This window comes from Methylobacterium symbioticum, assembly GCF_902141845.1.
GTDB classification, from domain to species: domain Bacteria; phylum Pseudomonadota; class Alphaproteobacteria; order Rhizobiales; family Beijerinckiaceae; genus Methylobacterium; species Methylobacterium symbioticum.
In genome coordinates this window covers 1-24564 of sequence record NZ_CABFPH010000078.1, presented here as the reverse complement: position 1 = coordinate 24564, position 24564 = coordinate 1, and the positions used below count along the sequence as shown (strand labels likewise).

Annotated in this window: 36 protein-coding genes and 1 pseudogene; 30 read left to right on the top strand and 7 right to left on the bottom strand. The window is 69.3% G+C overall.

Going from position 1 to position 24564, the window contains the following annotated elements:
- The 29 genes from MET9862_RS21210 to rplQ all read left to right on the top strand — a co-directional run.
- Nucleotides 1-94, top strand: a 94-nt coding sequence (locus MET9862_RS21210) for an EF-Tu C-terminal domain-related protein (RefSeq protein WP_497756007.1), incomplete at its 5' end; no start/stop codon positions are given.
- An 86-nt stretch (nt 95-180) separates the two neighbouring features.
- On the top strand, nt 181-489 hold the full coding sequence (gene rpsJ / locus MET9862_RS21205; RefSeq protein ID WP_066927377.1) for a 30S ribosomal protein S10: 309 nt from the start codon (nt 181-183) through the stop codon (nt 487-489).
- Between the two features lie 50 nt (nt 490-539).
- Entirely contained in the window at nt 540-1262 is a 723-nt protein-coding gene (gene rplC / locus MET9862_RS21200; protein WP_142584849.1) for a 50S ribosomal protein L3, read from the top strand.
- Entirely contained in the window at nt 1262-1882 is a 621-nt protein-coding gene (rplD, locus tag MET9862_RS21195) for a 50S ribosomal protein L4 (protein WP_142584848.1), read from the top strand. The genes rplC and rplD overlap by 1 nt, the downstream gene beginning before the upstream one ends.
- On the top strand, nt 1879-2175 hold the full coding sequence (locus tag MET9862_RS21190) for a 50S ribosomal protein L23 (RefSeq protein ID WP_142584847.1): 297 nt from the start codon (nt 1879-1881) through the stop codon (nt 2173-2175). The genes rplD and MET9862_RS21190 overlap by 4 nt, the downstream gene beginning before the upstream one ends.
- Nucleotides 2176-2198: 23 nt before the next feature.
- Nucleotides 2199-3035, top strand: coding sequence for a 50S ribosomal protein L2 (gene rplB / locus MET9862_RS21185; RefSeq protein ID WP_142584846.1), 837 nt, complete (start codon nt 2199-2201; stop codon nt 3033-3035).
- Nucleotides 3036-3040: 5 nt separating this feature from the next.
- A complete protein-coding gene (gene rpsS, locus MET9862_RS21180) occupies nt 3041-3319 on the top strand; it encodes a 30S ribosomal protein S19 (RefSeq protein ID WP_142584845.1) in 279 nt (92 codons plus the stop codon).
- Between the two features lies 1 nt (nt 3320).
- Nucleotides 3321-3704: a 50S ribosomal protein L22 gene (gene rplV / locus MET9862_RS21175; protein WP_142584844.1), complete on the top strand. Its 384-nt coding sequence runs from the start codon at nt 3321-3323 to the stop codon at nt 3702-3704.
- 10 nt (nt 3705-3714) lie between these two features.
- Nucleotides 3715-4479: a 30S ribosomal protein S3 gene (rpsC, locus tag MET9862_RS21170; protein WP_142584843.1), complete on the top strand. Its 765-nt coding sequence runs from the start codon at nt 3715-3717 to the stop codon at nt 4477-4479.
- 27 nt (nt 4480-4506) lie between these two features.
- Nucleotides 4507-4920: a 50S ribosomal protein L16 gene (gene rplP, locus MET9862_RS21165; RefSeq protein WP_142584842.1), complete on the top strand. Its 414-nt coding sequence runs from the start codon at nt 4507-4509 to the stop codon at nt 4918-4920.
- An 11-nt stretch (nt 4921-4931) separates the two neighbouring features.
- On the top strand, nt 4932-5147 hold the full coding sequence (rpmC, locus tag MET9862_RS21160; RefSeq protein ID WP_142584841.1) for a 50S ribosomal protein L29: 216 nt from the start codon (nt 4932-4934) through the stop codon (nt 5145-5147).
- Between the two features lie 10 nt (nt 5148-5157).
- Nucleotides 5158-5418: a 30S ribosomal protein S17 gene (rpsQ, locus tag MET9862_RS21155; protein ID WP_142584840.1), complete on the top strand. Its 261-nt coding sequence runs from the start codon at nt 5158-5160 to the stop codon at nt 5416-5418.
- 317 nt (nt 5419-5735) lie between these two features.
- Complete coding sequence (rplN, locus tag MET9862_RS21150; protein ID WP_010686182.1) at nt 5736-6104, top strand: 50S ribosomal protein L14; 369 nt, start codon at nt 5736-5738, stop codon at nt 6102-6104.
- Complete coding sequence (gene rplX / locus MET9862_RS21145) at nt 6104-6418, top strand: 50S ribosomal protein L24 (protein ID WP_142584839.1); 315 nt, start codon at nt 6104-6106, stop codon at nt 6416-6418. Before rplN ends, rplX begins: the two co-directional genes overlap by 1 nt.
- Nucleotides 6411-6977, top strand: coding sequence for a 50S ribosomal protein L5 (rplE, locus tag MET9862_RS21140; RefSeq protein WP_142584838.1), 567 nt, complete (start codon nt 6411-6413; stop codon nt 6975-6977). Before rplX ends, rplE begins: the two co-directional genes overlap by 8 nt.
- Nucleotides 6978-7017: 40 nt before the next feature.
- A complete protein-coding gene (gene rpsN, locus MET9862_RS21135) occupies nt 7018-7323 on the top strand; it encodes a 30S ribosomal protein S14 (RefSeq protein ID WP_142584837.1) in 306 nt (101 codons plus the stop codon).
- Between the two features lie 12 nt (nt 7324-7335).
- Nucleotides 7336-7731, top strand: a complete 396-nt coding sequence (gene rpsH, locus MET9862_RS21130) for a 30S ribosomal protein S8 (protein WP_142584836.1) — start codon at nt 7336-7338, stop codon at nt 7729-7731.
- Nucleotides 7732-7753: 22 nt separating this feature from the next.
- Nucleotides 7754-8287 (top strand): 50S ribosomal protein L6, encoded by a 534-nt coding sequence (gene rplF, locus MET9862_RS21125; protein WP_142584835.1) that lies wholly within the window; start codon nt 7754-7756, stop codon nt 8285-8287.
- A gap of 11 nt (nt 8288-8298) precedes the next feature.
- On the top strand, nt 8299-8661 hold the full coding sequence (gene rplR, locus MET9862_RS21120) for a 50S ribosomal protein L18 (RefSeq protein ID WP_142584834.1): 363 nt from the start codon (nt 8299-8301) through the stop codon (nt 8659-8661).
- Between the two features lie 209 nt (nt 8662-8870).
- Entirely contained in the window at nt 8871-9458 is a 588-nt protein-coding gene (gene rpsE / locus MET9862_RS21115; protein ID WP_142584833.1) for a 30S ribosomal protein S5, read from the top strand.
- Nucleotides 9459-9470: 12 nt separating this feature from the next.
- Nucleotides 9471-9659, top strand: coding sequence for a 50S ribosomal protein L30 (rpmD, locus tag MET9862_RS21110; RefSeq protein WP_142584832.1), 189 nt, complete (start codon nt 9471-9473; stop codon nt 9657-9659).
- Nucleotides 9660-9669: 10 nt separating this feature from the next.
- On the top strand, nt 9670-10170 hold the full coding sequence (gene rplO / locus MET9862_RS21105; RefSeq protein WP_142584831.1) for a 50S ribosomal protein L15: 501 nt from the start codon (nt 9670-9672) through the stop codon (nt 10168-10170).
- A gap of 155 nt (nt 10171-10325) precedes the next feature.
- Nucleotides 10326-11675 (top strand): preprotein translocase subunit SecY, encoded by a 1350-nt coding sequence (secY, locus tag MET9862_RS21100; protein ID WP_142584830.1) that lies wholly within the window; start codon nt 10326-10328, stop codon nt 11673-11675.
- Between the two features lie 165 nt (nt 11676-11840).
- Nucleotides 11841-12443, top strand: coding sequence for an adenylate kinase (locus MET9862_RS21095; RefSeq protein WP_142584829.1), 603 nt, complete (start codon nt 11841-11843; stop codon nt 12441-12443).
- A 207-nt stretch (nt 12444-12650) separates the two neighbouring features.
- A complete protein-coding gene (gene rpsM, locus MET9862_RS21090; RefSeq protein ID WP_142584828.1) occupies nt 12651-13019 on the top strand; it encodes a 30S ribosomal protein S13 in 369 nt (122 codons plus the stop codon).
- A 173-nt stretch (nt 13020-13192) separates the two neighbouring features.
- The gene (rpsK, locus tag MET9862_RS21085; RefSeq protein WP_142584827.1) at nt 13193-13582 is read left to right on the top strand and encodes a 30S ribosomal protein S11; all 390 of its coding nucleotides are present in this window, start codon (nt 13193-13195) and stop codon (nt 13580-13582) included.
- Nucleotides 13583-13622: 40 nt separating this feature from the next.
- Nucleotides 13623-14516: an MBL fold metallo-hydrolase gene (locus tag MET9862_RS21080; RefSeq protein WP_142584826.1), complete on the top strand. Its 894-nt coding sequence runs from the start codon at nt 13623-13625 to the stop codon at nt 14514-14516.
- Between the two features lie 108 nt (nt 14517-14624).
- Nucleotides 14625-15644: a DNA-directed RNA polymerase subunit alpha gene (locus MET9862_RS21075; protein ID WP_142584825.1), complete on the top strand. Its 1020-nt coding sequence runs from the start codon at nt 14625-14627 to the stop codon at nt 15642-15644.
- A 176-nt stretch (nt 15645-15820) separates the two neighbouring features.
- The gene (rplQ, locus tag MET9862_RS21070) at nt 15821-16231 is read left to right on the top strand and encodes a 50S ribosomal protein L17 (RefSeq protein ID WP_142584824.1); all 411 of its coding nucleotides are present in this window, start codon (nt 15821-15823) and stop codon (nt 16229-16231) included.
- 1015 nt (nt 16232-17246) lie between these two features.
- Here the strand turns inward: rplQ and cckA are convergent.
- The 7 genes from cckA to flgB form a co-directional block, all read right to left on the bottom strand.
- A complete protein-coding gene (cckA, locus tag MET9862_RS21065) occupies nt 17247-19973 on the bottom strand; it encodes a cell cycle histidine kinase CckA (protein WP_142584823.1) in 2727 nt (908 codons plus the stop codon).
- Between the two features lie 193 nt (nt 19974-20166).
- Complete coding sequence (flhB, locus tag MET9862_RS21060) at nt 20167-21234, bottom strand: flagellar biosynthesis protein FlhB (protein WP_142584822.1); 1068 nt, start codon at nt 21232-21234, stop codon at nt 20167-20169.
- Between the two features lie 24 nt (nt 21235-21258).
- Nucleotides 21259-22032: a flagellar biosynthetic protein FliR gene (gene fliR / locus MET9862_RS21055; RefSeq protein ID WP_142584821.1), complete on the bottom strand. Its 774-nt coding sequence runs from the start codon at nt 22030-22032 to the stop codon at nt 21259-21261.
- A 48-nt stretch (nt 22033-22080) separates the two neighbouring features.
- Nucleotides 22081-22347: a flagellar biosynthesis protein FliQ gene (gene fliQ / locus MET9862_RS21050; RefSeq protein ID WP_142584820.1), complete on the bottom strand. Its 267-nt coding sequence runs from the start codon at nt 22345-22347 to the stop codon at nt 22081-22083.
- Between the two features lie 223 nt (nt 22348-22570).
- Nucleotides 22571-22885: a flagellar hook-basal body complex protein FliE gene (gene fliE / locus MET9862_RS21045; RefSeq protein WP_142584819.1), complete on the bottom strand. Its 315-nt coding sequence runs from the start codon at nt 22883-22885 to the stop codon at nt 22571-22573.
- A gap of 7 nt (nt 22886-22892) precedes the next feature.
- The gene (flgC, locus tag MET9862_RS21040; RefSeq protein ID WP_142584818.1) at nt 22893-23300 is read right to left on the bottom strand and encodes a flagellar basal body rod protein FlgC; all 408 of its coding nucleotides are present in this window, start codon (nt 23298-23300) and stop codon (nt 22893-22895) included.
- A 27-nt stretch (nt 23301-23327) separates the two neighbouring features.
- The gene (flgB, locus tag MET9862_RS21035; protein WP_142584817.1) at nt 23328-23729 is read right to left on the bottom strand and encodes a flagellar basal body rod protein FlgB; all 402 of its coding nucleotides are present in this window, start codon (nt 23727-23729) and stop codon (nt 23328-23330) included.
- Nucleotides 23730-23961: 232 nt separating this feature from the next.
- On the opposite strand from flgB, the pseudogene MET9862_RS29550 reads away from it, so the two are divergent.
- Nucleotides 23962-24564 (top strand): annotated as a pseudogene (locus tag MET9862_RS29550) (flagellar biosynthetic protein FliO); the annotation flags it as partial.

Here is a 24564-nt window from a genome sequence, read left to right as displayed (position 1 = left end):
CACCCCGGTCGCCATGGAGGAGAAGCTGCGCTTCGCCATCCGCGAGGGCGGCCGCACCGTCGGTGCCGGCGTCGTCGCCGCCATCAACGACTGAGCCTCGGGTCAGTCCTCTGAGGGATCGGAGATGGGGCGGGCCCCCGCGCCCGCCCCTCTCCACTTCCCGCTGAAGGTTTTCAGGTCATGAACGGTCAGAACATCCGTATCCGCCTCAAAGCGTTCGATCATCGCATTCTCGATGCGTCGACCCGCGAGATCGTCTCCACCGCCAAGCGCACGGGTGCTCAGATCCGTGGGCCCATCCCGCTGCCGACCCATATCGAGCGCTTCACCGTCAACCGCTCCCCGCACATCGACAAGAAGTCGCGCGAGCAGTTCGAGATGCGCACGCACAAGCGCGTGCTCGATATCGTCGATCCGACGCCCCAGACCGTGGACGCGCTGATGAAGCTCGACCTCGCTGCCGGTGTCGACGTGGAGATCAAGCTCTGAGCCGGCTTTCGGCTTAGAGCTTCACTGTTCATCGCGCGAGGGAGAGACCTATGCGCTCAGGCGTCATTGCACAGAAGGTCGGCATGACCCGCGTCTTCACGGAAGCGGGCGAGCATGTCCCCGTGACCGTGCTCAAGATCGATCAATGCCAGGTGGTCGCGCACCGCACCACCGAGAAGGACGGCTACGTCGCGCTGCAGGTCGGCGTCGGCAAGGCCAAGGTCAAGAACGTGTCCAAGGCCGAGCGCGGCCGCTTCGCGGTCGCCAAGGTCGAGCCGAAGAAGAAGCTCGCCGAGTTCCGCGTGTCCGAGGACGCGCTGATCCCGGTCGGCGCCGAGATCACCGCGGACCACTTCATCCCCGGCCAGTTCGTGGATGTCACCGGCACCACGACCGGCAAGGGCTTCGCCGGCGGTATGAAGCGCTGGAACTTCGGCGGTCTGCGCGCCACGCACGGCGTGTCGATCTCGCACCGCTCGATCGGTTCGACCGGCGGCCGTCAGGACCCGGGCAAGACCTTCAAGAACAAGAAGATGCCGGGTCACCTCGGTGTCGAGCGGGTCACCACCCAGAACCTGCGCGTCGTGCGCACGGACCCCGAGCGCGGCCTGATCCTGGTCGAGGGCGCGGTCCCGGGCGTCGCCGGCGGCTGGATCCAGATCCGCGATTCGGTGAAGCGCAAGGCGCCCGCCGACCTCCCGCTGCCGGGCAAGTTCCGTGAGAACGGCGCCGCTCCGGCTCCCGAAGCCGCCTCCACCGAGGAGACCGCGTGATGAAGCTCGATATCACCACGCTCGACGGTGCCGGCGCCGGCTCGATCGAGCTCAACGAAGAGATCTTCGGCCTGGAGCCCCGCGCCGACCTGCTGCAGCGCATGGTCCGCTACCAGCTCGCCAAGCGCCGCGCCGGCACCCACGCCGTGCAGAACCGCTCGGACGTGAACCGGACCCGCAAGAAGGCCTACAAGCAGAAGGGCACCGGTAACGCCCGCCACGGCGCGGCCTCGGCGCCGCAGTTCCGCGGCGGCGGCCGGGCCTTCGGCCCGGTGGTGCGCGACCACGCCCACGACCTGCCCAAGAAGGTCCGGGCCCTGGCGCTGCGCCACGCCCTCTCCTCGAAGGCCAAGGCCGCGACCCTGATCGTCGTGGACGACATCAAGATCGACGACCACAAGACCAAGGGTCTGGTCGAGCGCTTCGGCAAGCTCGGTCTCTCGAACGCGCTGATCATCGGCGGGTCCGAGGTGGACGTGAACTTCGGCCGCGCCGCCCGCGCCATCCCGAAGATCGACGTGCTGCCCGTGCAGGGCATCAACGTCTACGACATCCTGCGCCGCGACACCCTCGTGCTCACGAAGGCTGCGGTCGACGCGCTGGAGGAGCGCTTCAAATGAGTGTTGATCCGCGCCATTACGACATCATCGTCTCCCCCGTGATCACGGAGAAGGCGACCAACCTCACCGAGCAGAACAAGGTCGTCTTCCGGGTCGCCCCGAAGGCCACCAAGCCGCAGATCAAGGAAGCGGTCGAGAAGCTGTTCGACGTCAAGGTCACCGCGGTGAACACCCTCGTGACCAAGGGCAAGAAGAAGATCTTCCGCGGGCTCCGCGGGCAGCGTTCGGACGTGAAGAAGGCGATCGTCACCCTCGCCGAGGGCGACACGATCGACGTCACGACCGGGCTCTGAGGACGGGTTAGGGATCCAAGCCGATGGCCTTGAAGACATTCAAACCGGTCACGCCGAGCCTGCGCCAGCTCGTGCTGGTCGACCGCCGTGAGCTCTACAAGGGCAAGCCGGTGAAGGCGCTGACCGAGGGCAAGAGCTCCACGGGCGGCCGCAACAACCTCGGCCGCGTGACCGTCCGCTTCCGCGGCGGCGGCCACAAGCGCTCCTTGCGCAACGTCGATTTCAAGCGGCGCGACCAGCTCAACGTGACGGCGACCGTCGAGCGGATCGAGTACGATCCGAACCGCACGGCCTTCATCGCGCTGATCAACTACCCGGACGGCAAGCAGAGCTACATCCTGGCTCCGCAGCGCCTCCAGGCGGGCGACAAGGTCGTGGCCGGCGAGAGCGTCGACATCAAGCCGGGCAATGCCGGCCCGATCGGCAACATGCCGGTGGGTACGATCGTGCACAACGTCGAGCTGAAGATCGGCAAGGGCGGCGCCATCGCGCGGTCGGCCGGCAACTACGCTCAGATCGTCGGGCGCGACCAGGGCTACGTCACGCTGCGCCTGAACTCGGGCGAGCAGCGCCTGGTCCACGGCCAGTGCTTCGCGAGCGTCGGCGCGGTCTCGAACCCGGACCACATGAACATCTCGCTCGGCAAGGCCGGGCGCAACCGGTGGCTCGGCAAGCGCCCGCACAACCGCGGCGTGGCGATGAACCCTGTCGACCACCCGCACGGCGGCGGCGAGGGACGCACCTCGGGCGGCCGTAACCCGGTGACGCCGTGGGGCGTCCCGACCAAGGGGAAGAAGACCCGCTCCAACAAGCGGACCGACGTCTTCATCCTGTCCAGCCGCCATAACCGCAAGAAGTAACCGCCATGGCACGTTCACTCTGGAAGGGGCCGTTCGTCGACGGCTACCTCTTCAAGAAGGCCGAGGCGGCTCGGGGCTCGAGCCGCAACGAGGTCATCAAGATCTGGAGCCGCCGCTCCACGATCCTTCCGCAGTTCGTCGGGCTCACCTTCGGTGTGCACAACGGGCAGAAGCACATCCCGGTCTACGTCACCGAGGAGATGGTCGGCCACAAGTTCGGCGAGTTCTCGCCGACCCGCACCTTCCCCGGCCACGCGGCCGACAAGAAGGCGAAGAGGCGCTGAGATGGGCAAGCAGGCCACCCCCCGCGCGCTCCCCGAGAACGAGGCGAAGGCCGTCGCGCGGATGCTCCGCGTGTCGCCCCAGAAGCTCAACCTCGTGGCGCAGCTGATCCGCGGCAAGAAGGTCGAGACGGCGCTGGCCGATCTCCAGTTCTCCCGCAAGCGCATCGCCGTCGACGTCAAGAAGTGCCTCGAGAGCGCGATCGCCAACGCCGAGAACAACCACGACCTGGACGTGGACGATCTCGTCGTGTCCCAGGCCTTCGTCGGCAAGGCGCTGGTGCTGAAGCGCTTCCACGCCCGTGCCCGCGGCCGCGGCGCGCGCATCCTGAAGCCCTTCTCGAACCTCACCATCGTGGTTCGGGAAGTCCGGGCCGAAGCGGCCTGAGGAGGATCTGATGGGTCAGAAAGTCAACCCGATCGGTCTCCGGCTCGGCATCAACCGGACCTGGGACTCCCGCTGGTTCGCCCAGAAGGGCGAGTACGCCAAGCTCATGCACGAGGACGTCGCGATCCGCGCCGCCCTGACCAAGCAGCTCAAGCAGGCGGCGGTCTCCAAGATCGTCATCGAGCGTCCGCACCGGAAGTGCCGCGTCACCATCCACTCGGGCCGTCCGGGCGTGGTGATCGGCAAGAAGGGCGCGGATATCGAGAAGCTGCGCAAGCTCGTCGGCACGATGACCAAGGCCGACGTGACGATCAACATCGTCGAGGTGCGCAAGCCCGAGATCGACGCCACCCTGGTGGCCGACTCGATCGCCCAGCAGCTCGAGCGCCGCGTCGCCTTCCGTCGCGCCATGAAGCGCGCCGTGCAGTCGGCGATGCGCCTGGGTGCCGAGGGCATCCGCATCACCTGCTCGGGCCGCCTCGGCGGCGCCGAGATCGCGCGCACCGAGTGGTACCGCGAGGGCCGCGTCCCGCTGCACACCCTGCGCGCGGACGTGGACTACGGCACCGCCACGGCGTTCACCACCTACGGGACCTGCGGCATCAAGGTCTGGGTGTTCAAGGGCGAGATCCTCGAACACGACCCGATGGCTCAGGACAAGAAGGCTCAGGAAGAGGGTGGCCGTTCCGGCGGCCGTCGCGAGCGTGACGGCGAAGGCCGCGGCGATCGGGGTGATCGCGGCGACCGCGGCCGCCGCGAGCCGGCCCACGCCTGAGCCGCCTGAGCAGATAGAGAGGCTGCCATGCTGCAACCCAAGAAGACGAAGTTCCGCAAGCAGTTCAAGGGCCGCATCCACGGTGCGGCCAAGGGCGGCTTCGACCTGAACTTCGGCCAGTTCGGCCTGAAGGCCATGGAGCCGGAGCGGGTCACCGCCCGGCAGATCGAGGCGGCCCGCCGCGCGATCACCCGCGAGATGAAGCGTCAGGGCCGCGTCTGGATCCGGGTGTTCCCGGACCTGCCGGTCACCTCGAAGCCGACCGAGGTCCGCATGGGCTCGGGCAAGGGCGCGCCGGAATACTGGGCCGCCCGCGTCCATCCCGGCCGCATCATGTTCGAGGTCGACGGCGTCGCCGAGGACATCGCGCGCGAGGCGCTGCGCCTCGGGGCCGCCAAGCTGTCGGTGCGCACGCGCATCGTCACCCGCATCGCCGACTAAGGGAGGGATCCATGAAGTCGTCCAACCGACTGTCTGATCTGCAAGCCCTGTCGGCGGATCAGCTCAACGACGAGCTCCTGAACCTCAAGAAGGAGCAGTTCAACCTGCGCTTCCAGGGGGCCACGGGCCAGCTCGAGAACGTCGCCCGCATCCGCGAGGTGCGCCGCGACATCGCCCGCGTGCGCACGCTGCAGCGTCAGAAGACGCTGACCGCGGCGAAGGGCTGAGGAGAGACCTATGCCGAAGCGCGTATTGCAGGGCGTCGTCGTCAGCGACAAGGGCGAGAAGACCATCGTCGTGAAGGTCGAGCGCCGCTTCACCCACCCGGTGATGAAGAAGACGGTCCGCCGCTCGAAGAACTACCACGCCCATGACGAGGCGAATGCCGCCAAGGTCGGGCAGACGGTGTTCATCGAGGAGTGCCGCCCCTACTCGAAGACCAAGACCTGGAAGCTGGTCGAGGACAACGCGGGCGTGGCGGCGGACGCCGCGGCTTGATCGGATCCGCGAGGGTCCGGCACTGAAGCGGGCGCAGAGCACTCTGCGCCCGTTCTCGTTTGTCGGAAACGCCCGTCCCCGCTCGGGACGGATGGATTCCGCCTTGCGTCAGAGGGCCATCCGGTGTATCGGACCGGCCTTCGCGACAGTCCAAGGGGCGTTCGCGCCCTTCGTACGCGGCGACCGCGCCGGCGTTCTCACGCCGATTGCGCGGTCTCTCATATGAGCCGGGGACAACAGATCCCCATCAGGCGTCGTCCGCCGGGCAATTCCGCCCGTGTGCGGAAACCCGCCTGAAACAAGGAAAGGTCACTCCCGTGATCCAGATGCAGACGAATCTGGACGTCGCCGACAATTCGGGTGCACGCCGCGTGATGTGCATCAAGGTGCTCGGCGGGTCGAAGCGCAAGTATGCGGGCGTCGGCGACGTGATCGTCGTCTCCGTCAAGGAGGCGATCCCGCGCGGCCGCGTCAAGAAGGGCGACGTCATGAAGGCGGTCGTCGTGCGCACCGCCAAGGACGTGAAGCGCGCCGACGGCTCGGTGATCCGCTTCGACAAGAACGCCGCCGTGCTGATCAACAACCAGAAGGAGCCGATCGGCACCCGCATCTTCGGGCCCGTGCCCCGCGAGCTGCGCGCGCGCAATCACATGAAGATCATCTCGCTGGCTCCGGAGGTGCTGTGATGGCCGCCAAGATCAAGAAGGGCGATACCGTCGTCGTTCTCACCGGCCGCGACAAGGGTCGCTCCGGCGAGGTGATCCAGATGCTGCCGAAGGAGAACCGTGCGGTCGTCCGCGGCATCAACCTGGTGAAGAAGCACCAGAAGCAGACGCAGTCGCAGGAAGGCGGGATCATCTCCAAGGAGGCCGCCATCCAACTCTCCAACATCGCGGTGGCGGACGCCAACGGCAAGCCGACCCGCGTGGGTTTCCGCATCCTCGAGGACGGCCGCAAGGTCCGGTTCGCCAAGAGCACGGGGGATCAGATCGATGGCTGAGGCCGACAAGAACGCTTACACCCCCCGTCTGCGCAAGCACTACGACGAGGTGGTCCGCCAGAAGCTCATCGAGCAGTTCGGCTACAAGAACCCGATGCAGGTGCCGGTCATCGAGAAGATCGTCATCAACATGGGCGTCGGCGAGTCCACCGCCGACTCGAAGAAGGCGACCGTCGCCGCCGGCGACCTCGCCCTGATCGCCGGCCAGAAGCCGGTCATCACCCGCGCCCGCAAGGCGATCGCGACCTTCAAGGTCCGCGAGGGCATGCCGATCGGCTGCAAGGTGACGCTGCGCAAGCAGCGCATGTACGAGTTCATGGACCGGCTGATCACGATCGCGCTGCCGCGCGTCCGCGATTTCCGCGGCCTGAACCCGCGCTCCTTCGACGGGCGCGGCAACTACGCCCTGGGTCTCAAGGAGCACCTCGTGTTCCCGGAGATCTCCTACGACAAGGCGGAGCAGATGTGGGGCATGGACATCGTCGTGGCGACCACCGCCAAGACCGACGAGGAAGCCAAGGCCCTGCTCGCCGCCTTCCAGTTCCCGTTCCGGCAGTGAGGCCCTAGGGCCTCAGACGCGGACACCGGAGAGAACAGACATGGCTAAGAAGAGCTCAGTCGAGAAGAACAACCGCCGCAAGGCTTTGGTCGCGCGCTTCGCCGAGAAGCGTAAGGCCCTCCTTGCCGTCGCCAACAACGAGGGCCTCGAGATGGAGGAGCGCTTCGAGGCGCGCCTCAAGCTCGCGGAGCTGCCGCGCAACTCGTCGGCCACCCGGATCCGCAACCGTTGCGAGATCACCGGCCGTCCCCGCGCCGTCTATCGCAAGATGGGCATCTCGCGCGTCGCGCTGCGCGAGCTCGGCAACCGGGGCCTGATCCCCGGCCTCGTCAAGTCGAGCTGGTAAGGAGGCATCCCCATGGTCAACGATCCCGTGGGCGATATGCTCACCCGCATCCGCAACGGCCAGCAGCGCCGTCGCAACGTCGTCCAGACCCCCGGCTCGCGTCTGCGCGCCTCGGTTCTCGACGTTCTGAAGTCCGAGGGCTACATCCGCGACTACGCGGTGCAGGACCTCGGCAACGGCCGCACCGAGTTCGCGATCGAGCTGAAGTACTACGACGGCAAGCCCGTCATCCGCTCGATCCAGCGCGTGTCGAAGCCGGGCCGCCGGGTCTATTCCTCGGTCGGCGAGCTGCCGCGCGTGGCCGACGGCCTCGGCGTCACCATCGTGTCCACCCCGCAGGGCGTCATGGCCGACCACGTTGCGCGCGAGCGCAATGTCGGCGGTGAAGTGCTCTGCCAGGTGTTCTGATCGGACGAGAGGAGCAAGGCAGATGTCTCGCGTAGGCAAGAAGCCCGTCACCGTCCCGTCCGGCGTGACGGCGACGGTCGATGGTCAGACCGTGAAGATGAAGGGTTCGAAGGGCGAGCTGCAGTTCGTCGTGCCGAGCCTGGTGGATGTCGAGTTCAAGGACGGCGCGATCAGCGTGCAGCCCAAGAACCAGTCCAAGGAGGCCCGGTCTCTGTGGGGCACCTCCCGCGCCCAGGTGGCCAACATCGCCGAGGGCGTCTCGAAGGGCTTCGAGAAGAAGCTCGAGATCACCGGCGTCGGCTATCGCGCCGCGATGGCCGGCAAGGCGCTCAAGCTGTCGCTCGGCTACAGCCACGACATCGAGTACGAGATCCCGGCCGGCATCACCATCGTGACGCCCAAGCCCACGGAGATCGTGGTGTCGGGCATCGACCGGCAGCGCGTCGGTCAGGTGGCCGCCGAGATCCGCGATTACCGCGGTCCCGAGCCCTACAAGGGCAAGGGCGTGAGGTACGCGGGTGAGTTCATCTTCCGCAAGGAAGGCAAGAAGAAGTAAGGAGGGCTGACATGTCGAACAAGCTAGAAGCCCTCCAGCGGCGCAAGCTCCGCGTCCGCCGGGCGCTGCGTGCGGCCGCCAACGGGCGCCCGCGCCTGTCGGTGTTCCGCTCGTCGAAGCAGATCTACGTCCAGGTCATCGACGATGCGCAGGGCAAGACACTCGCCGCCGCCTCGTCGCTCGACAAGTCGCTCAAGGGCGACCTGAAGACCGGCGCGGACGTTTCCGCCGCCACCGCCGTGGGCAAGCTCGTCGCCGAGCGCGCCAAGGCTGCGGGCGTCACCAAGGTGATCTTCGACCGCTCCGGCTACATCTACCACGGCCGCGTCAAGGCCCTGGCGGATGCCGCCCGCGAGGGTGGTCTGGAGTTCTGAGGCGGCTCGCGCGTCCCGGGCTTCCGGACCCACGTCCGGAAGCCCGCGAGCGCGACTGCGCGCCACCGCTGACGTGGTGGACGTTCCATCAGCGATGGAACACCGGAGATCGGGATTCGGCGGGAGGGGAGCGGTTCCGGCTGCTCCTCGAAGAACCATCCGAGCGAGCGGGCCCGCCGCCCGCGCCAGTGCGATGAACAGGTAGAAGAATGGCACGTGAACGTGAAGGCGGGGGCCGCGGCCGCCGCGAGGAGCGCGAGGAGCGCGACAGCGAGTTCGTGGACAAGCTCGTCCACATCAACCGCGTCGCCAAGGTGGTGAAGGGCGGCCGTCGCTTCGGCTTCGCGGCCCTCGTCGTCGTCGGCGACCAGAAGGGCCGGGTCGGCTTCGGCCACGGCAAGGCGCGTGAGGTGCCCGAGGCCATCCGCAAGGCCACGGAAGCGGCCAAGCGCGGCCTCATCCGCGTCTCGCTGCGCGAGGGCCGGACCCTGCACCACGACGTCAACGGCCGTCACGGCGCCGGCAAGGTGATCCTGCGCGCGGCTCCGGCCGGTACCGGCATCATCGCGGGCGGCCCGATGCGCGCCGTCTTCGAGACGCTCGGCATGCAGGACGTCGTCGCGAAGTCGCTGGGCTCGTCCAACCCCTACAACCTCGTGCGCGCCACCTTCGAGGCGCTCAAGAACGAGGACAGCCCGCGCTCTGTCGCGGCGCGCCGGGGTCTCAAGGTGTCCGCGCTGCAGGCGCGCCGCCGCGACGCCGACCCGAACGATCAGTCCGAAGCGGCTGTGGCGTAAGGGGAGGATGGCATGACGACCAAGACCATCCGCGTCGAGCAGATCGGCTCGCCGATTCGCCGCGAGGCCTCCCAGCGCGCGACGCTGGTCGGCCTCAAGCTGAACAAGCTGCACCGGGTCGCCGAGCTGGAGGACACTCCGGCCGTGCGCGGCATGATCCGCAAGGTGCAGCACCTCGTGCGCGTCATCGACGCGGCTTGAGGAGGGCACCATGAAGCTCAACGACATCCGCGACAACGACGGCGCCACCAAGAACCGGATGCGCGTCGGCCGGGGCATCGGCTCCGGCAAGGGCAAGACCGCGGGACGCGGCGTGAAGGGCCAGAAGGCCCGCACCGGCGTGTCCATCAAGGGCTTCGAGGGCGGCCAGATGCCGCTGCATCGTCGCCTGCCGAAGCGCGGCTTCAACAACATCCACGCCGCCGACCTGAACGAGGTGAATCTCGGCCGGGTGCAGCAGGCGGTGGATGCGGGCCGGCTCGACGCCTCGGCGCCCGTCACCGTGGAGGCGCTGGTCGCCGCCGGCATCCTCAGCCGTCCCCGCGACGGCGTGAAGCTGCTCGGCGTCGGCGAGCTGACCGCCAAGCTCACCTTCGAGGTGACCCGCGCTTCGAAGTCGGCCGTCGAGGCCGTCGAGAAGGCCGGCGGCACGGTCACCGTCGTCTATGCGGCGGGCGTCGCCCACCGCGGCACGGCGTCCGCCACCGCCTGAGGCCTCGGCCGTCCGGCGCGCGATCCGTTGCGCGCCGGTCGCGAAGCCCTTAAGTCGGAGCAACCGAGCGGCGGCCCGTGCGACCTCGCACCGGCCGCCGTTTCCGTTTCACCCGGACGCGACCCGTCCGGCGACAGGTCCCAGGATAGACCGTCATGGCCTCAGCCGCCGAGCAGCTTGCCGCCAACCTCAATTTCGGCGCCATCGCCAAGGCCGATGAGCTGAAGAAGCGCATCTGGTTCACGCTCGGCGCCCTCGTGGTGTTCCGGCTGGGCACCTACGTGCCGATTCCCGGCATCGATCCGGAGCAGTTCGCGCGGAACTTCCAGCAGCAGGCGGGCGGCGTGCTCGGCCTGTTCAACATGTTCTCGGGCGGCGCGGTCGAGCGCATGGCGATCTTCGCGCTCAACATCATGCCCTACATCTCGGCCTCGATCATCATTCAGCTCCTCACCTCGGTGATCCCGAGCCTGGAGGCGCTGAAGAAGGAGGGCGAGTCGGGCCGCAAGGTCATCAACCAGTACACCCGCTATCTCACGGTGGTGCTGGCCCTGGTCCAGTCCTGGGGCATCGCGATCGGCCTGCAGAGCTCGTCGGCAGCGATCGACCCGGGCCCGTTCTTCCTGGCCTCGACGGTGATCACGCTCACCGGCGGCACCCTCTTCCTGATGTGGATCGGCGAGCAGATCACCTCGCGCGGCATCGGCAACGGCTCCTCGCTGATCATCTTCGCGGGCATCGTCGCCCACCTGCCGGTGGCGATCGCGGGCGCGCTCGAGCTCAGCCGCACCGGCGCCATGTCGCCCGCGACGCTGCTCGGCAGCGCGGTCGGCGCGGTGGCGCTGATCTACTTCATCGTGTTCATGGAGCGCGCCCAGCGCCGGGTGCTGATCAACTACCCCAAGCGCCAGGTCGGCAACCGCATGTACGAGGGCCAGACCTCGTTCCTGCCGCTCAAGCTCAACACCTCGGGCGTGATCCCGCCGATCTTCGCGTCCTCGCTGCTGCTGCTGCCGGCGACGGTGGCGAGCTTCTCGGCGAACCAGGGCTCCAGCGGCTTCCTCGGCACGGTGACGACGCTGCTCGGCCACGGCCAGCCGGTCTACATGGCGCTCTACGCCGCGCTGATCATCTTCTTCACGTTCTTCTACACGGCGGTGGTCTTCAACCCGCAGGAGACGGCCGACAACCTGAAGAAGCATGGCGGCTTCATCCCGGGCATCCGGCCGGGCGAGCGCACCGCCGCCTTCATCGACAAGGTGCTGACGCGCATCACCGTGATCGGCGCCCTCTATCTCACCTTCGTCTGCCTCGCGCCCGAGATCCTGGCGATGGCGCTGTCCTCGCAGAGCCTCGCCTTCGGCGGCACCTCGCTGCTGATCATCGTCTCCGTGACGATGGACACGGTGGCGCAGATCCACGGCCACCTGATGGCCCACCAGTACGAGGGCCTGGTCAAGCGGGCCAAGCTGCGCGGCGCCTCCGCGACCCAGCGCCGGCGCTGAGGGCGGGGCGACAAAACGGGGGGAAGCGTGACGCCTCCCCCCTAGGTCCGGCTCCCCAGCGCGGCCGAACCGGATAAAAGAGCACACCATCCAGGCGAGGCCGGGGAGGGCTCGCCGTCGCCCCGGACGCCGCACGCGAGCGGACAAGGACGAGGAACAACGCCCATGCGCATCATTCTGCTCGGACCGCCCGGCGCGGGGAAGGGCACGCAGTCCGAGCGGATCGTGGCACGCTTCGGCATCCCGCAGCTCTCGACCGGCGACATGCTGCGCGCGGCGGTGGCCGCCGGCACCCCGGTCGGGCTCGAGGCGAAGGCGGTGATGGAAGCGGGCGGCCTGGTCTCCGACGCCATCGTCGTCGGCATCGTCGCCGACCGCATCGAGGAGCCGGATGCGAAGGCCGGCTTCATCCTCGACGGCTTTCCGCGCACCGTGGAGCAGGCCAAGGCCCTCGACGCCATGCTCGCCGAGAAGGGCATCGCGCTGTCCGCGGTTGTCGAGCTGAAGGTGGACGAGGACGCCCTCGTCGGCCGCATCGCCAACCGCGCCGCCGAGACCGCCGCCAAGGGCCTGCCGGTCCGCAAGGACGACACCCCCGAGGTGTTCCGCTCGCGGCTCGAAGCCTACCGCGCCCAGACCGCCCCGCTCTCCGACTACTATGCCAAGGCCGGAAAGCTGGAGACGGTGGACGGCATGCAGCCGATCGACACGGTCACCGCGGGCCTGATGGCCATCCTGGAGCGCCATGCCGAGACGGCCGGCGCCTGAGCCGGAAACGGCTCGACTTGCGGTTGACATCCCGGCCGGCCCGCGCTAGCAGGCCGGTCTTCGTCCATCCGGAACGTGGTCCGAGGTGCTCTCTTGAGGGCGGCCGCGGGCCGCGTCGTCGTTGACGAGCGCGCAAGGGCCGGCCTCCACCGGACGCGCGTCACATCCCAGGCCGGGCCTTCGTCCGGCACCATATGGAGCGTTATCTTGGCCCGTATCGCAGGCGTCAACATCCCCACCGGCAAGCGCGTCGTCATCGCGCTGCAGTACATCCACGGCATCGGGCCCAAGAAGGCCGAGGAGATCACGGGCAAGGTCGGCATCCCGGCCGAGCGCCGCGTGAACCAGCTCACCGACGCCGAGGTGCTCCAGATCCGCGAGGCGATCGACCGCGACTACGTCGTCGAGGGCGACCTGCGCCGCGAAGTCTCGATGAACATCAAGCGCCTGATGGATCTGGCCTGCTACCGTGGCCTGCGCCACCGCAAGCAGCTCCCGGTCCGCGGCCAGCGCACCCACACCAACGCCCGCACCCGCAAGGGCAAGGCGAAGCCGATCGCCGGCAAGAAGAAGTAATTTCTTGTGATTGGGAGGCCGTGCTTCGCTCGGCCTCCCTCACGTCGCGCCGGGTGTCCCGCGATCGGGCCCCAGCGTGGCGGCACGGCCCTCCGCGACCGCGCCGCCGAACTCCCAAAAGAATCCCGAGCGCCTGGCATTACGGGCGTGCCTGAAGGACTGACGAGCAGAACATGGCCAAGGAACCGACCCGCGTCCGCCGCCGCGAACGCAAGAACATCGTCTCCGGCGTCGCGCACGTGAACGCGTCGTTCAACAACACGATGGTGACCATCACCGACGCGCAGGGCAACACGATCTCCTGGTCGTCGTCGGGCGCCATGGGCTTCAAGGGCTCGCGGAAGTCGACCCCCTACGCCGCGCAGGTCGCCGCCGAGGACGCCGCCCGCAAGGCCGCCGAGCACGGCATGCGCACCCTCGAGGTCGAGGTCTCCGGTCCCGGCTCGGGCCGCGAGTCGGCGCTGCGCGCGCTCCAGGCCGCGGGCTTCACCGTGACCTCGATCCGCGACGTCACCGCGATCCCGCACAACGGCTGCCGGCCGCGCAAGCGCCGCCGCGTCTGATCCTGCGGGTCGGTTAGACCTCTCGAAGACGGAGAAGCCCGTGGCGAATGGATCGGCTCCCCTTCCCGGCGTCCTGCGTTGGAATGTCGGCGACCTCACGGTCACCGCGCTCAACGACGGCTGGTTCCAGGGTTCGCTCGATCTCGTCACGGGCCTCGACAAGGCCGAGGCGGGGCGCCTGCAGGTGGCGGGCTTCCGGCCCGAGCAGCCGGTCATCACGCTGAACGCCTTCCTGATCACCGGCGCCGGCCGCAAGCCGGTGCTGATCGATACGGGCTACGGGCATTTCGGTCCGGAGACGATGGGCCGGGTGCCGGCGGCGTTGGCGCTGGCCGGCGTCGCGCCGGAAGCGGTCGAGACCGTCCTGGTCAGCCACCTGCATCCGGACCATGTCGGCGGCCTCGTCACCGGAGAGGGCCGCGCGGCCTATCCGAATGCCGAGATCGTGCTGCACGCGGCCGAGGCGCGGCACTGGCTGCCGGACGAGGCGCTGGCCCGGGCGCCCGAGGGCGCCAAGCCGTATTTCGAGGGCGCCCGCAAGGCGCTCGCGCCCTATGCCGGCCGCGTGCGCGAGCACGAGGGCGGCGAGGTCGTCCCCGGGATCACCGCGCTGCACATGCCCGGCCATACGCCGGGCCATTGCGGTTTCCGGATCGTCTCCGGATCGGCATCGCTCCTGAGCTTCACGGATGCGGTGCACCTGCCGGCGATCCAGTTCAAGCGGCCCGAGGCCGGCGTCGCCTTCGACGTGGACGGCGATCAGGCCCGGGAGACGCGCAAACGCGTCCTCGACGAGGCGGCCAGCGAGCGCTGCCTCATCGCGGGCAACCACCTGGAATTCCCGGCGCTCGGATACGTGGCCCGGGAGGCCCAGGGCTACAGCTTCGTCCCGGTGCTCTGGGTCGCGGGGCAAGGAACCGGGCAGGGGATCTGACGATCCCGAATCATTCAGGGACCGGTCGGCGCTCCTGGGCAGGGCGCCGCACCGGCCGAAGCGCGGGACGGGGTTCGCGGCTCCGCGCGACAGGCGAGAGGTAGGACCGTGGTCATTCAGAAGAACTGGCAAGAGCTGATCAAGCCGAACAAGCTGCAGGTCACCACCGGCGACGACCCCAAGCGCGTCGCGACCGTGGTCGCCGAGCCGCTGGAGCGCGGCTTCGGCACGACGCTCGGCAACGCGCTGCGCCGCGTGCTGCTCTCCTCGCTCCAGGGCGCGGCCGTGACCTCGGTGCAGATCGACGGCGTGCTGCACGAGTTCTCCTCGATCCCGGGCGTGCGCGAGGACGTCACCGACATCGTCCTGAACATCAAGACGATCGCGATCCGCTCGCAGTCGGACACCCCGAAGCGCATGACCCTGCGCAAGACCGGCCCGGGTCTCGTCACCGCCGGCGACATCGCCGTGGTCGGCGACGTGCAGATCCTGAACCCCGACCTCGTGATCTGCACGCTGGATGACGGCGCCGAGATCCGCATGGAGTTCACGGTCGCCACCGGCAAGGGCTACGTCCCGGCCGAGCGCAACCGGCCCGAGGACGCGCCGATCGGCCTGATCCCGGTCGACGCGCTCTACTCGCCCGTGACCAAGGTCAGCTACCGCGTCGAGACCACCCGCGAGGGCCAGGATCTCGACAAGGACAAGCTCACCATGACGATCGAGACCAACGGCGCGGTCTCGCCGGAGGACGCGCTCGCCTATGCCGCGCGCATCATCCAGGACCAGCTGCAGGTCTTCGTGAACTTCGAGGATCCGCGCAAGGAGGAGGCCGCTCCGCTCGCGCCGCAGCTGCCCTTCAACCCGGCGCTGCTCAAGAAGGTGGACGAGCTGGAGCTGTCGGTCCGTTCGGCGAACTGCCTGAAGAACGACAACATCGTCTATATCGGCGACCTCATCCAGAAGTCCGAGGGCGAGATGCTGCGCACCCCGAACTTCGGCCGCAAGTCGCTCAACGAGATCAAGGAAGTGCTGGCCGGCATGGGCCTGCACCTCGGCATGGACGTTCCCGGCTGGCCGCCGGAGAACATCGAGGATCTCGCCAAGCGCTTCGAGGAGCACTACTGAGGCGTCTCGTCTGCGGCCGAGCCGCGGACCTCAGCGGACGCGGCGCCCCAGCGAAGCCGGGGCGCCCCTCCCCAGAATCCCGCCGCGGGGTGAAGCGGATTTGAACGAAGACGCCTCGCACGAGGCACCGGCCGACCCGTGGCACGGCGGCCGACAGCACAGGAAGGGCCAGAGATATGCGTCACGGTTACCGCGGTCGCCGCTTCAACCGCACGGCCGAGCACCGCAAGGCGATGTTCGCCAACATGTCCGCCGCGCTGATCAAGCACGAGCAGATCATCACCACCCTGCCGAAGGCGAAGGACCTGCGTCCGGTCGTCGAGAAGCTGATCACCCTCGGCCGCGAGGACAGCGTGCATGCCCGCCGCCTGGCGATGGCGCAGCTGCGCGACGCCGACATGGTCAAGAAGCTCTTCACGGTGCTCGGCCCGCGCTACAAGGGCCGCCCGGGCGGCTATTGCCGCATCATGAAGGCCGGCTTCCGCTTCGGCGACAACGCCCCGATGGCGGTGATCGAGTTCGTCGATCGCGACGTCGAGGCCCGCGGCAAGGATTCCGGCCCGAGCCAGGTCGCCGAGGCGGCCTGAGGTCTTTCGCACCTCCGGATCTCAGGAAGGCGGCCCTCGGGCCGCCTTCTTCGTTTTCAGGGGCCTGTGGCAGGTGGCGCGTTTGCCGGACGATGCTCGGCCCTCACCCTGACCTCGTCTGAACGGGAGAGGGGACCCACGCCTGATCAGGAAAGGATGGGGACCTGCGGCTGCCGCTTCTCCCTCCCCCCCTCTGCGGGGGAGGGTGGCCCCTGCGTCAGCAGGGGTCGGGAGAGGGGTGCGACGGTGCAGAGCGAGGCGGTGGCCGTCACATCTGCGCAGCCTCATCCGGATGCCGGGTTACCCTCTCCCGCCTCACTCCGTTCGGCACCCTCCCCCATCCCAAGTCGGGCCTGCCCAACTTGGGCACGGGCAAGCGGATCTCGGGGAGGCCCGAGATCCGTGGGGAGAGCGCGTCGCGACAGGGCGAAAAGGCCTGCCGTGAGACAAAAAGCTTGACACGCGAGAACAAAACATGTACATCCCAGCCACGCGCTGTCCCGCGGCGCGACGGGTCCTGCAACCCGCCGCGCCGCGCGCAGGGAGCCCGGGCCGCATGACCACGGCCCGTGCCAGGACAGCGCGGCGGTTCCCGCGTCGCCGGCCGGTCAGCCGGCGCCCCGGGCGCCTCTGCGCGACACAGGGCCGTTCTCGGCGCCAGCCCGGATCAACAACGGGACAGCCCCGATAGTCCGGCCTGCACAGGTCGTTGGAACCGATGCCGGGCCCAATACGAGGTCCGGTGCACGACGCTTCAAGTCTGCCGGGGCGAGCCGGGCAACGGCGCTACGCAGTCCGCCACGATCGGGGTCGATGCAGGTGAGCAAGAGACCGCGACGATAAACGGACGAGGCCGGCCACACGCGGCCCCCTCGTCCGCGGGACGCCGGGGAACTCGGTATCCGTACGCACATGAGTTTGGGTTCCGCGGCGTCCCGCGTCTCCCTCCAGCCAAGCCTCCGGCGTCAGCAAGACGCGCGGAGCCGAAATCGCGTGGAAGGGGCGCCGAAGCCCCCTACCCCGCCATGGTCTTCTTCACCGTCTCGACCAGCTGCTTCAGGCTGAAGGGCTTGGGCAGGAAGTTGAAGGCCTCGCCCTCGGGCAGGTTCTTGCGGAAGGCATCCTCGGCATAGCCGGACACGAAGATCACCTTCAGATCGGGCAGGTGCTTGCGCACCTCGCGCAGCAGGCTCGGGCCGTCCATCTCCGGCATGACCACGTCGGAGACGATGAGGTCGATCGTCTGCTCGCCCGCGCGCACGATCTGCAGGGCCTCGATGCCGGAGGCGGCCTCCAGCACCGTGTAGCCGCGGGCCGAGAGCGCGCGGCTGTTGACTGCGCGGACCGGATCCTCGTCCTCCACGAGCAGGATCGTCCCCTGCCCGGTATGGTCGGCCGAGGGCTTGCGCGGGGCCGGCTTCGGCGGCTCCTGCGCGGCGGTGCCGGCGGCCGGGGCAGGGTGGGCCGCCGTGCCCGTCGCCTGGGCCGCAATCCTCGGCTCGGACAGGGCCGGCCGGCCGGCGGATGCGGTCGCGGGCGGCAGGGCGGCCCGCTGGACCGGCTCCGCCTCGACCTCCGGCTCGGGGATGTGGCGCGGCAGGTAGATGCGGAAGGCGGTGCCCTCCCCCACCTTCGACTGCACGTCGATGGTGCCGCCCGACTGCTTGACGATGCCGAACACCGTCGAGAGGCCGAGGCCGGTGCCCTTGCCGATATCCTTCGTGGTGAAGAACGGCTCGAAGATCTTCTCCATGATCTCGGGCGGGATGCCCTCGCCGGTGTCGGAGACTTCGATCAGCACGTGGTCGCCGGCCGGCGCGCCGCCGCGCCCCTCCTCCGCCGCGGCCTCGCCGGGATCGGGCATGTTGGCGGTGCGGATCAGGAGCTTGCCGCCGCCCGGCATGGCGTCGCGGGCGTTGACCGCGAGGTTCACGATGACCTGCTCGAACTGGTTCACGTCGGCCTTCACCGGCCAGACGTCGCGCCCATGCTTGAGCTCGAGCCCGACCCGCTCGCCCAGCAGCCGCTTCAGGAGCAGGGTCAGCTCGGAGAGCGATTCGCCGACATTCATCACCTCCGGCCGCAGGGTCTGGCGGCGCGAGAAGGCCAGCAGCTGCCGCACGAGCCCGGCGGCCCGGTTGGCGTTCTGCTTGATCTGCATGATGTCCTGGAAGGCCGGGTCGGTCGGCTTGTGGCTCGCCAGCAGCAGGTCCGAGTAGCCGATGATCGCCTGGAGGACGTTGTTGAAATCGTGCGCGATGCCGCCCGCGAGCTGGCCGACCGCGTTCATCTTCTGCGCCTGGGCGACCTGCTGCTCCAGCTGGCGCTGGGCGGTGGTGTCGAGGGCGTAGAGGATGACGGATTCGCGCTCCTCGTCGAGGGCCTCGTCGGCGCTGCCCGCCGGGATCAGCCAGACCCGGGCCGAGCGGTTGCCGGCCCCGGTGAGCGAGATCTCGATCGGCGCGACCTCGGTGAGCCCGCTCGCCGCCTTGGCGAGGGCGGCGTCGAGCCCGTCGCGGTCGGCGACGGAATCCACGATGTTCGGCTCCTCCGCCGTCTCGGTCCCGTCCTCCACGGTGTGGCGGGGCATGGTGCCGAACAGGCGGGCGAAGGAGGCGTTGGCCCGGGCGATGCGCCCGCGCCGGTCGAGCGTCGCGATGGCGATGGGCGAGGTGTTGAGGAAGCGGGCGAGGCGCACCTCGGCGGCGCGCTGCGGCTCGTCGAACTCGGCGCCTGCCGAGCGGTTGATCACGAAGGTGCGCGAGGCGCCGGGCTTGCCGTCCTTGCCGAAGGCGACGCGGTGATAGAGCCGCGCCGGCAGCGGGTGGCCGTTGCGGCGGCGCAGATCCAGATCGATGCGGTCGGTGCGGACCTCGCCGGGCAGGCCGTGGCTGCGGGTCAGCATCTCGGCGCCGGGCGCGATCGCGTCGAGATGCGGGCCGCCCGAGCCCACGGTGGCGAGGTCGTAGCCGAGCCAGGCCGCGAGCGTCGCGTTCATGTAGACGATCGCCCCCTGCGGATCGATCGAGAGGAAGCCCGCGGGCGCGTGGTCGAGATAGTCGATCGCGTGCTGCAGCTCCTGGAACACGTTCTCCTGGCGCTCGCGCTCGGCGGTGATGTCGGAGACCGTCCAGAGGCTGGCGGAGCGGCCGGGGCGGGGCAGCGGGCGCACATGGATGCGGTACCACGCGAAATCGCGCGCCGGGCCGCCCCCGGGCGCGCCGGCCGGCACGCCCCCCTGCGGCGGCGGCGACATCCGGATCTCCTCGGCATGGCTGCGCCCGTCGCGGGAGGCCTGCGAGAGCCGGTAGATCGCCTCCGAGACCTCGGGCGAGCCGACGAAGACCCGCTCCACCGAGCGCAGGTTCGAGAAGCTGTCGCCGCCGGCCACCTGCAGGTAGGCCTCGTTGGCGTAGATCAGGCGCCCGCCCTCCTCCACCACCAAAGCGGCGTCGGGCGAGCCGTCGACGACGGCCTTGGTGATGTCGTCGCGCGCGCCCTGCCCGGCGAGCTGGATCGCCCCGATCGCCAGGGCGAACAGGAAGAACACGCCGGCCATGGCCAGCAGCGCCAGCAGCCAGACGATGAGCGACTGCGCCTGCTCGTTCGCCACGAAGGACAGGCCGATCGCGGCCCCGACGAGGAGGCCGGCCAGGACGAGCAGCAGCCCGACCCGTCCCGGCCGCTCGGACCGGTCGATCGAGCCCGGCACGGGCGTCGTGGGTCCTGACAACTCGGCCATTACGGTTCAATCCAGCGCCAAAGCATCATGCGCAGAAGCCCGCCGCGACCCATGATGCGCCCTCGAAGGACTGGTTCTGGCAGTCCAGGCCCTTCAGATCGGTTAGGCTTGCGTCCGAAAGACGGCAAGGGCCAAACGCTTGCGGCCGCTTGGCCGATGTCGCGCCCGAGGCGGTCCGGCATGGCGCCTGCCCTCACGCCGCCCGGCGGCGGGTGCGCAGGACGAAGCCGATCACCTCGGCCACGGCCCGGTAGTGCTCGGCCGGGATCTCCTGGTCGATCTCGACGGTGGCGTGCAGCGCGCGGGCGAGCGGCGGGTTCTCCAGAACCGGGACCTCGTGCTCGGCCGCGACCTGGCGGATGCGCAAGGCGAGGGCGTCGACGCCCTTGGCGACGCAGACCGGCGCGGCCATGCCCGTCTCGTAGCGCAGGGCCACCGCGTAGTGCGTCGGGTTGGTGACGACGACGGTGGCCTTCGGGACGGCGGCCATCATGCGCTTCTTCACCCGGGCCATGCGGAGCTGCTTCATGCGCCCCTTCACCTCCGGGTTGCCGTCCGATTCCTTCATCTCCTGCTTCATCTCCTCCTTCGACATGCGCAGGCGCTGACGCCAGCGGAAGCGCTGGTAGAGGGCATCGGCGACGGCGATCGCGAAGTGGACGGCGAGAACGGCGGCGAGCAGCTTGAGGCTGAGCCCGAGGATCGCCGGCAGGCAGGCGGCCGGATCGAGCCGGGCGAAGATCTCGAGGCGGTCGCGGTCGTTCCAGAGCAGGGTGCCCACCACGACGCCGACCACGGCCATCTTGGCGAGCCCCTTGCCGAACTGCACCAAGGCCTCGACCCCGAAGATGCGCTTGACGCCGGCCATCGGCGAGATGCGGTCGAACTTGAAGCCGAGGGATTCCGTACTGAACACGATCGGGTGCTGCAGGAAGCCGGCGGCGAGCCCGGCCGCCACGGCGAGGCCCGCGGGGACGGCCAGCGCCTGGAACAGCAGCCAGACGGCGCGGGCCGCGATCCGCCCCATGGAGCCGGCATCGTCGGGCACCGCGTGGGCGTTCATCAGGAAGCTGCGCATCTCCGCGGTCAGCATGGTCGCGATGCCGGGCCCTGCCAGCATCAGGCCGAAGGTGAAGGCGGCGAGCGCCGCGAAGGTGTTGATCTCGACGCTGTTGGCGACGTCGCCGCTCTCGATCGCCCGGTCGAGGCGCCGCTGGGTCGGCTCCTCGGTCTTGTCCTCCTGCTCCGCGCCCTCAGCCATGCCGGCCTCCGGGGGCGCGGACGGTCAGCGCCCGGCCATCGCGGCGAGGTAGCGGGCCATGTCGTCGAGGAAGACGGTCATGATCACGCCGAGCACGCCGGCGAAGATCAGCATGCCGATCAGCACCGAGGCCGGCACCGCGAGGAAGAAGACCTGGAGCTGCGGCATCATCCGCGAGAGGACGCCGAGGCCCAGATTGAACAGGATGCCGAAGGCGATGAAGGGCGCGGCGATCTGCACCGCGAGGGTGAAGCCGCGGGCGATCGCCCTGAGGGCGAGCTTGGCCGCCTCGCCGAAGCCCGGCACCCCGTCCGGCGGGAGCAGGCGGTAGCTCTGCCCGATCCCGTCGAGGGCGATATGATGCAGGTCGGTGGCGAGGATCAGGGTGATGCCGAGCAGGGCCAGGAAGGTGCCGAGCGCCGCCTGCTGCCCGCCCATCGCCGGGTCGACGGTCATGGCGTAGGACAGGCCGAGCTGCTGCGAGGCGATCAGCCCCGCCGTCTGCAGGGCGGCGAGCACCATGCGCACGCTCAGCCCCAGGATCAGCCCGACCAGGGTCTCGCCGAACAGGAGTCCGATCAGCCGCGGGCCGGCCAGCGCCTCGCCCGCCCCGAGCAGCGGGCGCACGGTCGGGAACAGAACGAGGGCGACGAGCAGCGCGAAGGCGAGGCGCAGGCGCGGCGAGACCGTCTGCTCGCCGATCCCCGGCATCAGCATGATCAGCGTGCCGACGCGGGCGAAGGTGAGCAGGAAGGCCGCCGCGATGCCCGGCGCGAATCCTGGCAGCAGCAGGGTCATGGAACCGCTTATGGCACGGCGCGCCGGGCGCCGTCCTGGCCGCCGGCATCACCCGCCCGCCGCGATGCGGGCGGCGATGCGGACCATGTAGCCCGCCATCGCGTCGCCCATGAAGGGCAGCATCAGCAGGAGGGCGGCGAAGACCGCGACGATCTTCGGCACGTAGATCAGCGTCTGCTCCTGGATCTGGGTCAGGGCCTGGACCAGCGAGACCGCGAGGCCGACGGCGAGCGCCACCAGCATCAGGGGGCCGGCGACCTTCAGGAACACGAAGATCCCGTCGCGGGCGATGTCGAGGATGGCGAGGCCGGTCATGATGCCTGAGAGCCTGTTCGGTGGAGCTTGTCCCGCCCTCTTCCTCATCCTGAGGAGCTCGCGAAGCGAGGCTCGCAGGAGGCCTCCGGATGGCGCCGCGATCCCGGGAAGGCTCCTGCGAGGCCCCCGCTGCGCTCCGGCACCTCAGGATGAGGGCGAGGATGGGACGAAAGGGAGTTGCCCTCGGCTTCCAGTCCGGCCGAGGGGTACAGGTCCGACGACCTCAGATCTGCATGCGCATGATCTCCTCGTAGGCGGAGATCATGCGGTCGCGCACCGCGACCATGGTCTGCAGGGCGGTCTCGCTCTCGGCCACCGCGGTGACCACGTCGACCACGTTCGCCTTGCCCGCGGCCACGGCGGCGGCCTGCATGTCGGCCCGGCGGCCGGCCTCGCCGACATTCTCGACGGCTTGGCCCAGAAGCCGCGTGAAGTCGCCGCCCGCCGATTGCGTCGGCTGGACCTTGGGTGCGCCCTTCAGCGCCCCGATGTTCTGGACCGCCGCGTAGGCGCCCGCCGCGAAGTTGCTGCTCGCCATGACCGGCCTACTTCAGGATCTCGAGGGTGCGGCTGATCATCCGGCGGGTGGCCGTGACCATGTTGAGGTTGGCCTCGTAGGAGCGCTGGGCCTCGCGCATGTCCATGTTCTCGATGAGCGCGTTGACGTTGGGCATGCGCACCTCGCCCTTGTCGTTCGCGGCCGGGTTGCCGGGGTCGTACTTCGTGCGGAACGGCCCGGCATCGCGCCGGACGCGGCCTGCCTCCACGAGGCTCGCGCCGGTGTCGCGGTCGAGATGGCTCGTGAAGGTCGGGATCTTGCGCCGGTAGGGCTCGGCCGTCGCGTTCTGGGGCGCGGAATCGGCGTTGGCGATGTTCTCGGCGATGATGCGCATGCGGCCGGACTGGGCCTTGAGCCCCGAGGCGGCGATGGTCAGCGTCTTGTCGAAATCCATGGCTCAAGGCTCCTTCGTCGCGGGCCCTCAGCGCTTGCCGATGGCGATCTTCAGGGTGTCGAGGCTCTTCTGGTAGAGCGAGGCGGCGAGCTGGTAGTCCGACTGGTTGTCGCCGGCCTTCATCATCTCCTCCTCGAGGTTCACGCCGTTGCCGCTCGGGCGGACCTCGAACCCCTTGAAGCGCTTCGCATCCGCGCCGGGCCCGTCCGCACCCGCCGGGACGATGTGGCCGGCGGCGGTCGCCGCGAGGCCGACGCCCGCCTTGGCCGCCGTGCCGTCCGCGCCGAAGCTCAGCGCCGCGAGGTCGCGCGGGCGGAAGCCCGGCATGTCGGCGTTGGCGACGTTCTCCGCGATGAGCTGCTGGCGCGCCTGCGACCACTGCATCCGCGTGCGCAGCATCGAGAGGAGCGGCAGGTCGGTGATGGCCACGGGCGGCGCCCTCCGGGCGGACCCCGGGACGGGGCGTCCCGGGCGGCAGCCCGATGGGCAAAATCTGCCGGGTACAAGGTTAACGCGCGGTTAAGCACGTGGAGCGTCGATCCACGGTAACTTGTTAACGAAGCTTTAAGATCGATTGCCCGGCGCCCCCCGACGCGTGCTAACCTAGAGGCCGTGTGTTGCGTAGGGTCGGCACCCGGCCCCGAGACGAGAGTGGCAAGCCTTGCAATGGTTGCAGTCCGTGTTCGGCTCTGACGGCTCTCCGATCATCCAGTACGTCAGCATCTTCGCGGTCATTTTCGCGGTCCTGACGGTCGTCGTCCTCTTGGTCCGGCGCCTCTCAAGCGGCGGGCTCGCCATCCCGGGGCGGAACGGCGCGCGCGGACGCCAGCCGCGGCTCGGCATCGTCGACGTGTACGAGCTCGACCGCCAGCGCCAGCTCATCCTGCTGCGGCGGGACAATGTGGAGCACCTGCTCCTCGTGGGCGGGCCCAACGACGTGGTGATTGAGCGCAATATCCAGCGCGGACGGGCGCTCGCCGAGCCGGCCCTCCGGCCGGAGCCGCTCCCGGAAGCGCTCCCGGAGCCGGAGGAGCCCGCCCTCGAGACGCAGCCGACGCTGCCCGGGATTGCGCAGGCCCGGCCGCCGGCGGCCTTCGAGCCGAGCTTCGAGATGCCCGTGGTGGTGCCGGCCGGCGTGCCGCGCTCCAGCGCCGCGCCGCCCGTAACCCAGCCCCTCGACGCGGCCGCGGTCGGCCCTGACGAGCCGGCGCCCGAAGCGCCCGGCATCGTGCCCGGCCCGCGCCCCGAGGACCGTCCCGTTCCG

Bases quoted from the DNA above. Each gene is read 5' to 3' on its own strand.
- rpsJ (WP_066927377.1), top strand. From the start codon at position 181: ATGAACGGTCAGAACATCCGTATCCGCCTCAAAGCGTTCGATCATCGC.
- rplC (WP_142584849.1), top strand. From the start codon at position 540: ATGCGCTCAGGCGTCATTGCACAGAAGGTCGGCATGACCCGCGTCTTC.
- rplD (WP_142584848.1), top strand. From the start codon at position 1,262: ATGAAGCTCGATATCACCACGCTCGACGGTGCCGGCGCCGGCTCGATC.
- MET9862_RS21190 (WP_142584847.1), top strand. From the start codon at position 1,879: ATGAGTGTTGATCCGCGCCATTACGACATCATCGTCTCCCCCGTGATC.
- rplB (WP_142584846.1), top strand. From the start codon at position 2,199: ATGGCCTTGAAGACATTCAAACCGGTCACGCCGAGCCTGCGCCAGCTC.
- rpsS (WP_142584845.1), top strand. From the start codon at position 3,041: ATGGCACGTTCACTCTGGAAGGGGCCGTTCGTCGACGGCTACCTCTTC.
- rplV (WP_142584844.1), top strand. From the start codon at position 3,321: ATGGGCAAGCAGGCCACCCCCCGCGCGCTCCCCGAGAACGAGGCGAAG.
- rpsC (WP_142584843.1), top strand. From the start codon at position 3,715: ATGGGTCAGAAAGTCAACCCGATCGGTCTCCGGCTCGGCATCAACCGG.
- rplP (WP_142584842.1), top strand. From the start codon at position 4,507: ATGCTGCAACCCAAGAAGACGAAGTTCCGCAAGCAGTTCAAGGGCCGC.
- rpmC (WP_142584841.1), top strand. From the start codon at position 4,932: ATGAAGTCGTCCAACCGACTGTCTGATCTGCAAGCCCTGTCGGCGGAT.
- rpsQ (WP_142584840.1), top strand. From the start codon at position 5,158: ATGCCGAAGCGCGTATTGCAGGGCGTCGTCGTCAGCGACAAGGGCGAG.
- rplX (WP_142584839.1), top strand. From the start codon at position 6,104: ATGGCCGCCAAGATCAAGAAGGGCGATACCGTCGTCGTTCTCACCGGC.
- rplE (WP_142584838.1), top strand. From the start codon at position 6,411: ATGGCTGAGGCCGACAAGAACGCTTACACCCCCCGTCTGCGCAAGCAC.
- rpsN (WP_142584837.1), top strand. From the start codon at position 7,018: ATGGCTAAGAAGAGCTCAGTCGAGAAGAACAACCGCCGCAAGGCTTTG.
- rpsH (WP_142584836.1), top strand. From the start codon at position 7,336: ATGGTCAACGATCCCGTGGGCGATATGCTCACCCGCATCCGCAACGGC.
- rplF (WP_142584835.1), top strand. From the start codon at position 7,754: ATGTCTCGCGTAGGCAAGAAGCCCGTCACCGTCCCGTCCGGCGTGACG.
- rplR (WP_142584834.1), top strand. From the start codon at position 8,299: ATGTCGAACAAGCTAGAAGCCCTCCAGCGGCGCAAGCTCCGCGTCCGC.
- rpsE (WP_142584833.1), top strand. From the start codon at position 8,871: ATGGCACGTGAACGTGAAGGCGGGGGCCGCGGCCGCCGCGAGGAGCGC.
- rpmD (WP_142584832.1), top strand. From the start codon at position 9,471: ATGACGACCAAGACCATCCGCGTCGAGCAGATCGGCTCGCCGATTCGC.
- rplO (WP_142584831.1), top strand. From the start codon at position 9,670: ATGAAGCTCAACGACATCCGCGACAACGACGGCGCCACCAAGAACCGG.
- secY (WP_142584830.1), top strand. From the start codon at position 10,326: ATGGCCTCAGCCGCCGAGCAGCTTGCCGCCAACCTCAATTTCGGCGCC.
- MET9862_RS21095 (WP_142584829.1), top strand. From the start codon at position 11,841: ATGCGCATCATTCTGCTCGGACCGCCCGGCGCGGGGAAGGGCACGCAG.
- rpsK (WP_142584827.1), top strand. From the start codon at position 13,193: ATGGCCAAGGAACCGACCCGCGTCCGCCGCCGCGAACGCAAGAACATC.
- rplQ (WP_142584824.1), top strand. From the start codon at position 15,821: ATGCGTCACGGTTACCGCGGTCGCCGCTTCAACCGCACGGCCGAGCAC.
- cckA (WP_142584823.1), bottom strand. From the start codon at position 19,973: ATGGCCGAGTTGTCAGGACCCACGACGCCCGTGCCGGGCTCGATCGAC.
- flhB (WP_142584822.1), bottom strand. From the start codon at position 21,234: ATGGCTGAGGGCGCGGAGCAGGAGGACAAGACCGAGGAGCCGACCCAG.
- fliR (WP_142584821.1), bottom strand. From the start codon at position 22,032: ATGACCCTGCTGCTGCCAGGATTCGCGCCGGGCATCGCGGCGGCCTTC.
- fliQ (WP_142584820.1), bottom strand. From the start codon at position 22,347: ATGACCGGCCTCGCCATCCTCGACATCGCCCGCGACGGGATCTTCGTG.
- fliE (WP_142584819.1), bottom strand. From the start codon at position 22,885: ATGGCGAGCAGCAACTTCGCGGCGGGCGCCTACGCGGCGGTCCAGAAC.
- flgC (WP_142584818.1), bottom strand. From the start codon at position 23,300: ATGGATTTCGACAAGACGCTGACCATCGCCGCCTCGGGGCTCAAGGCC.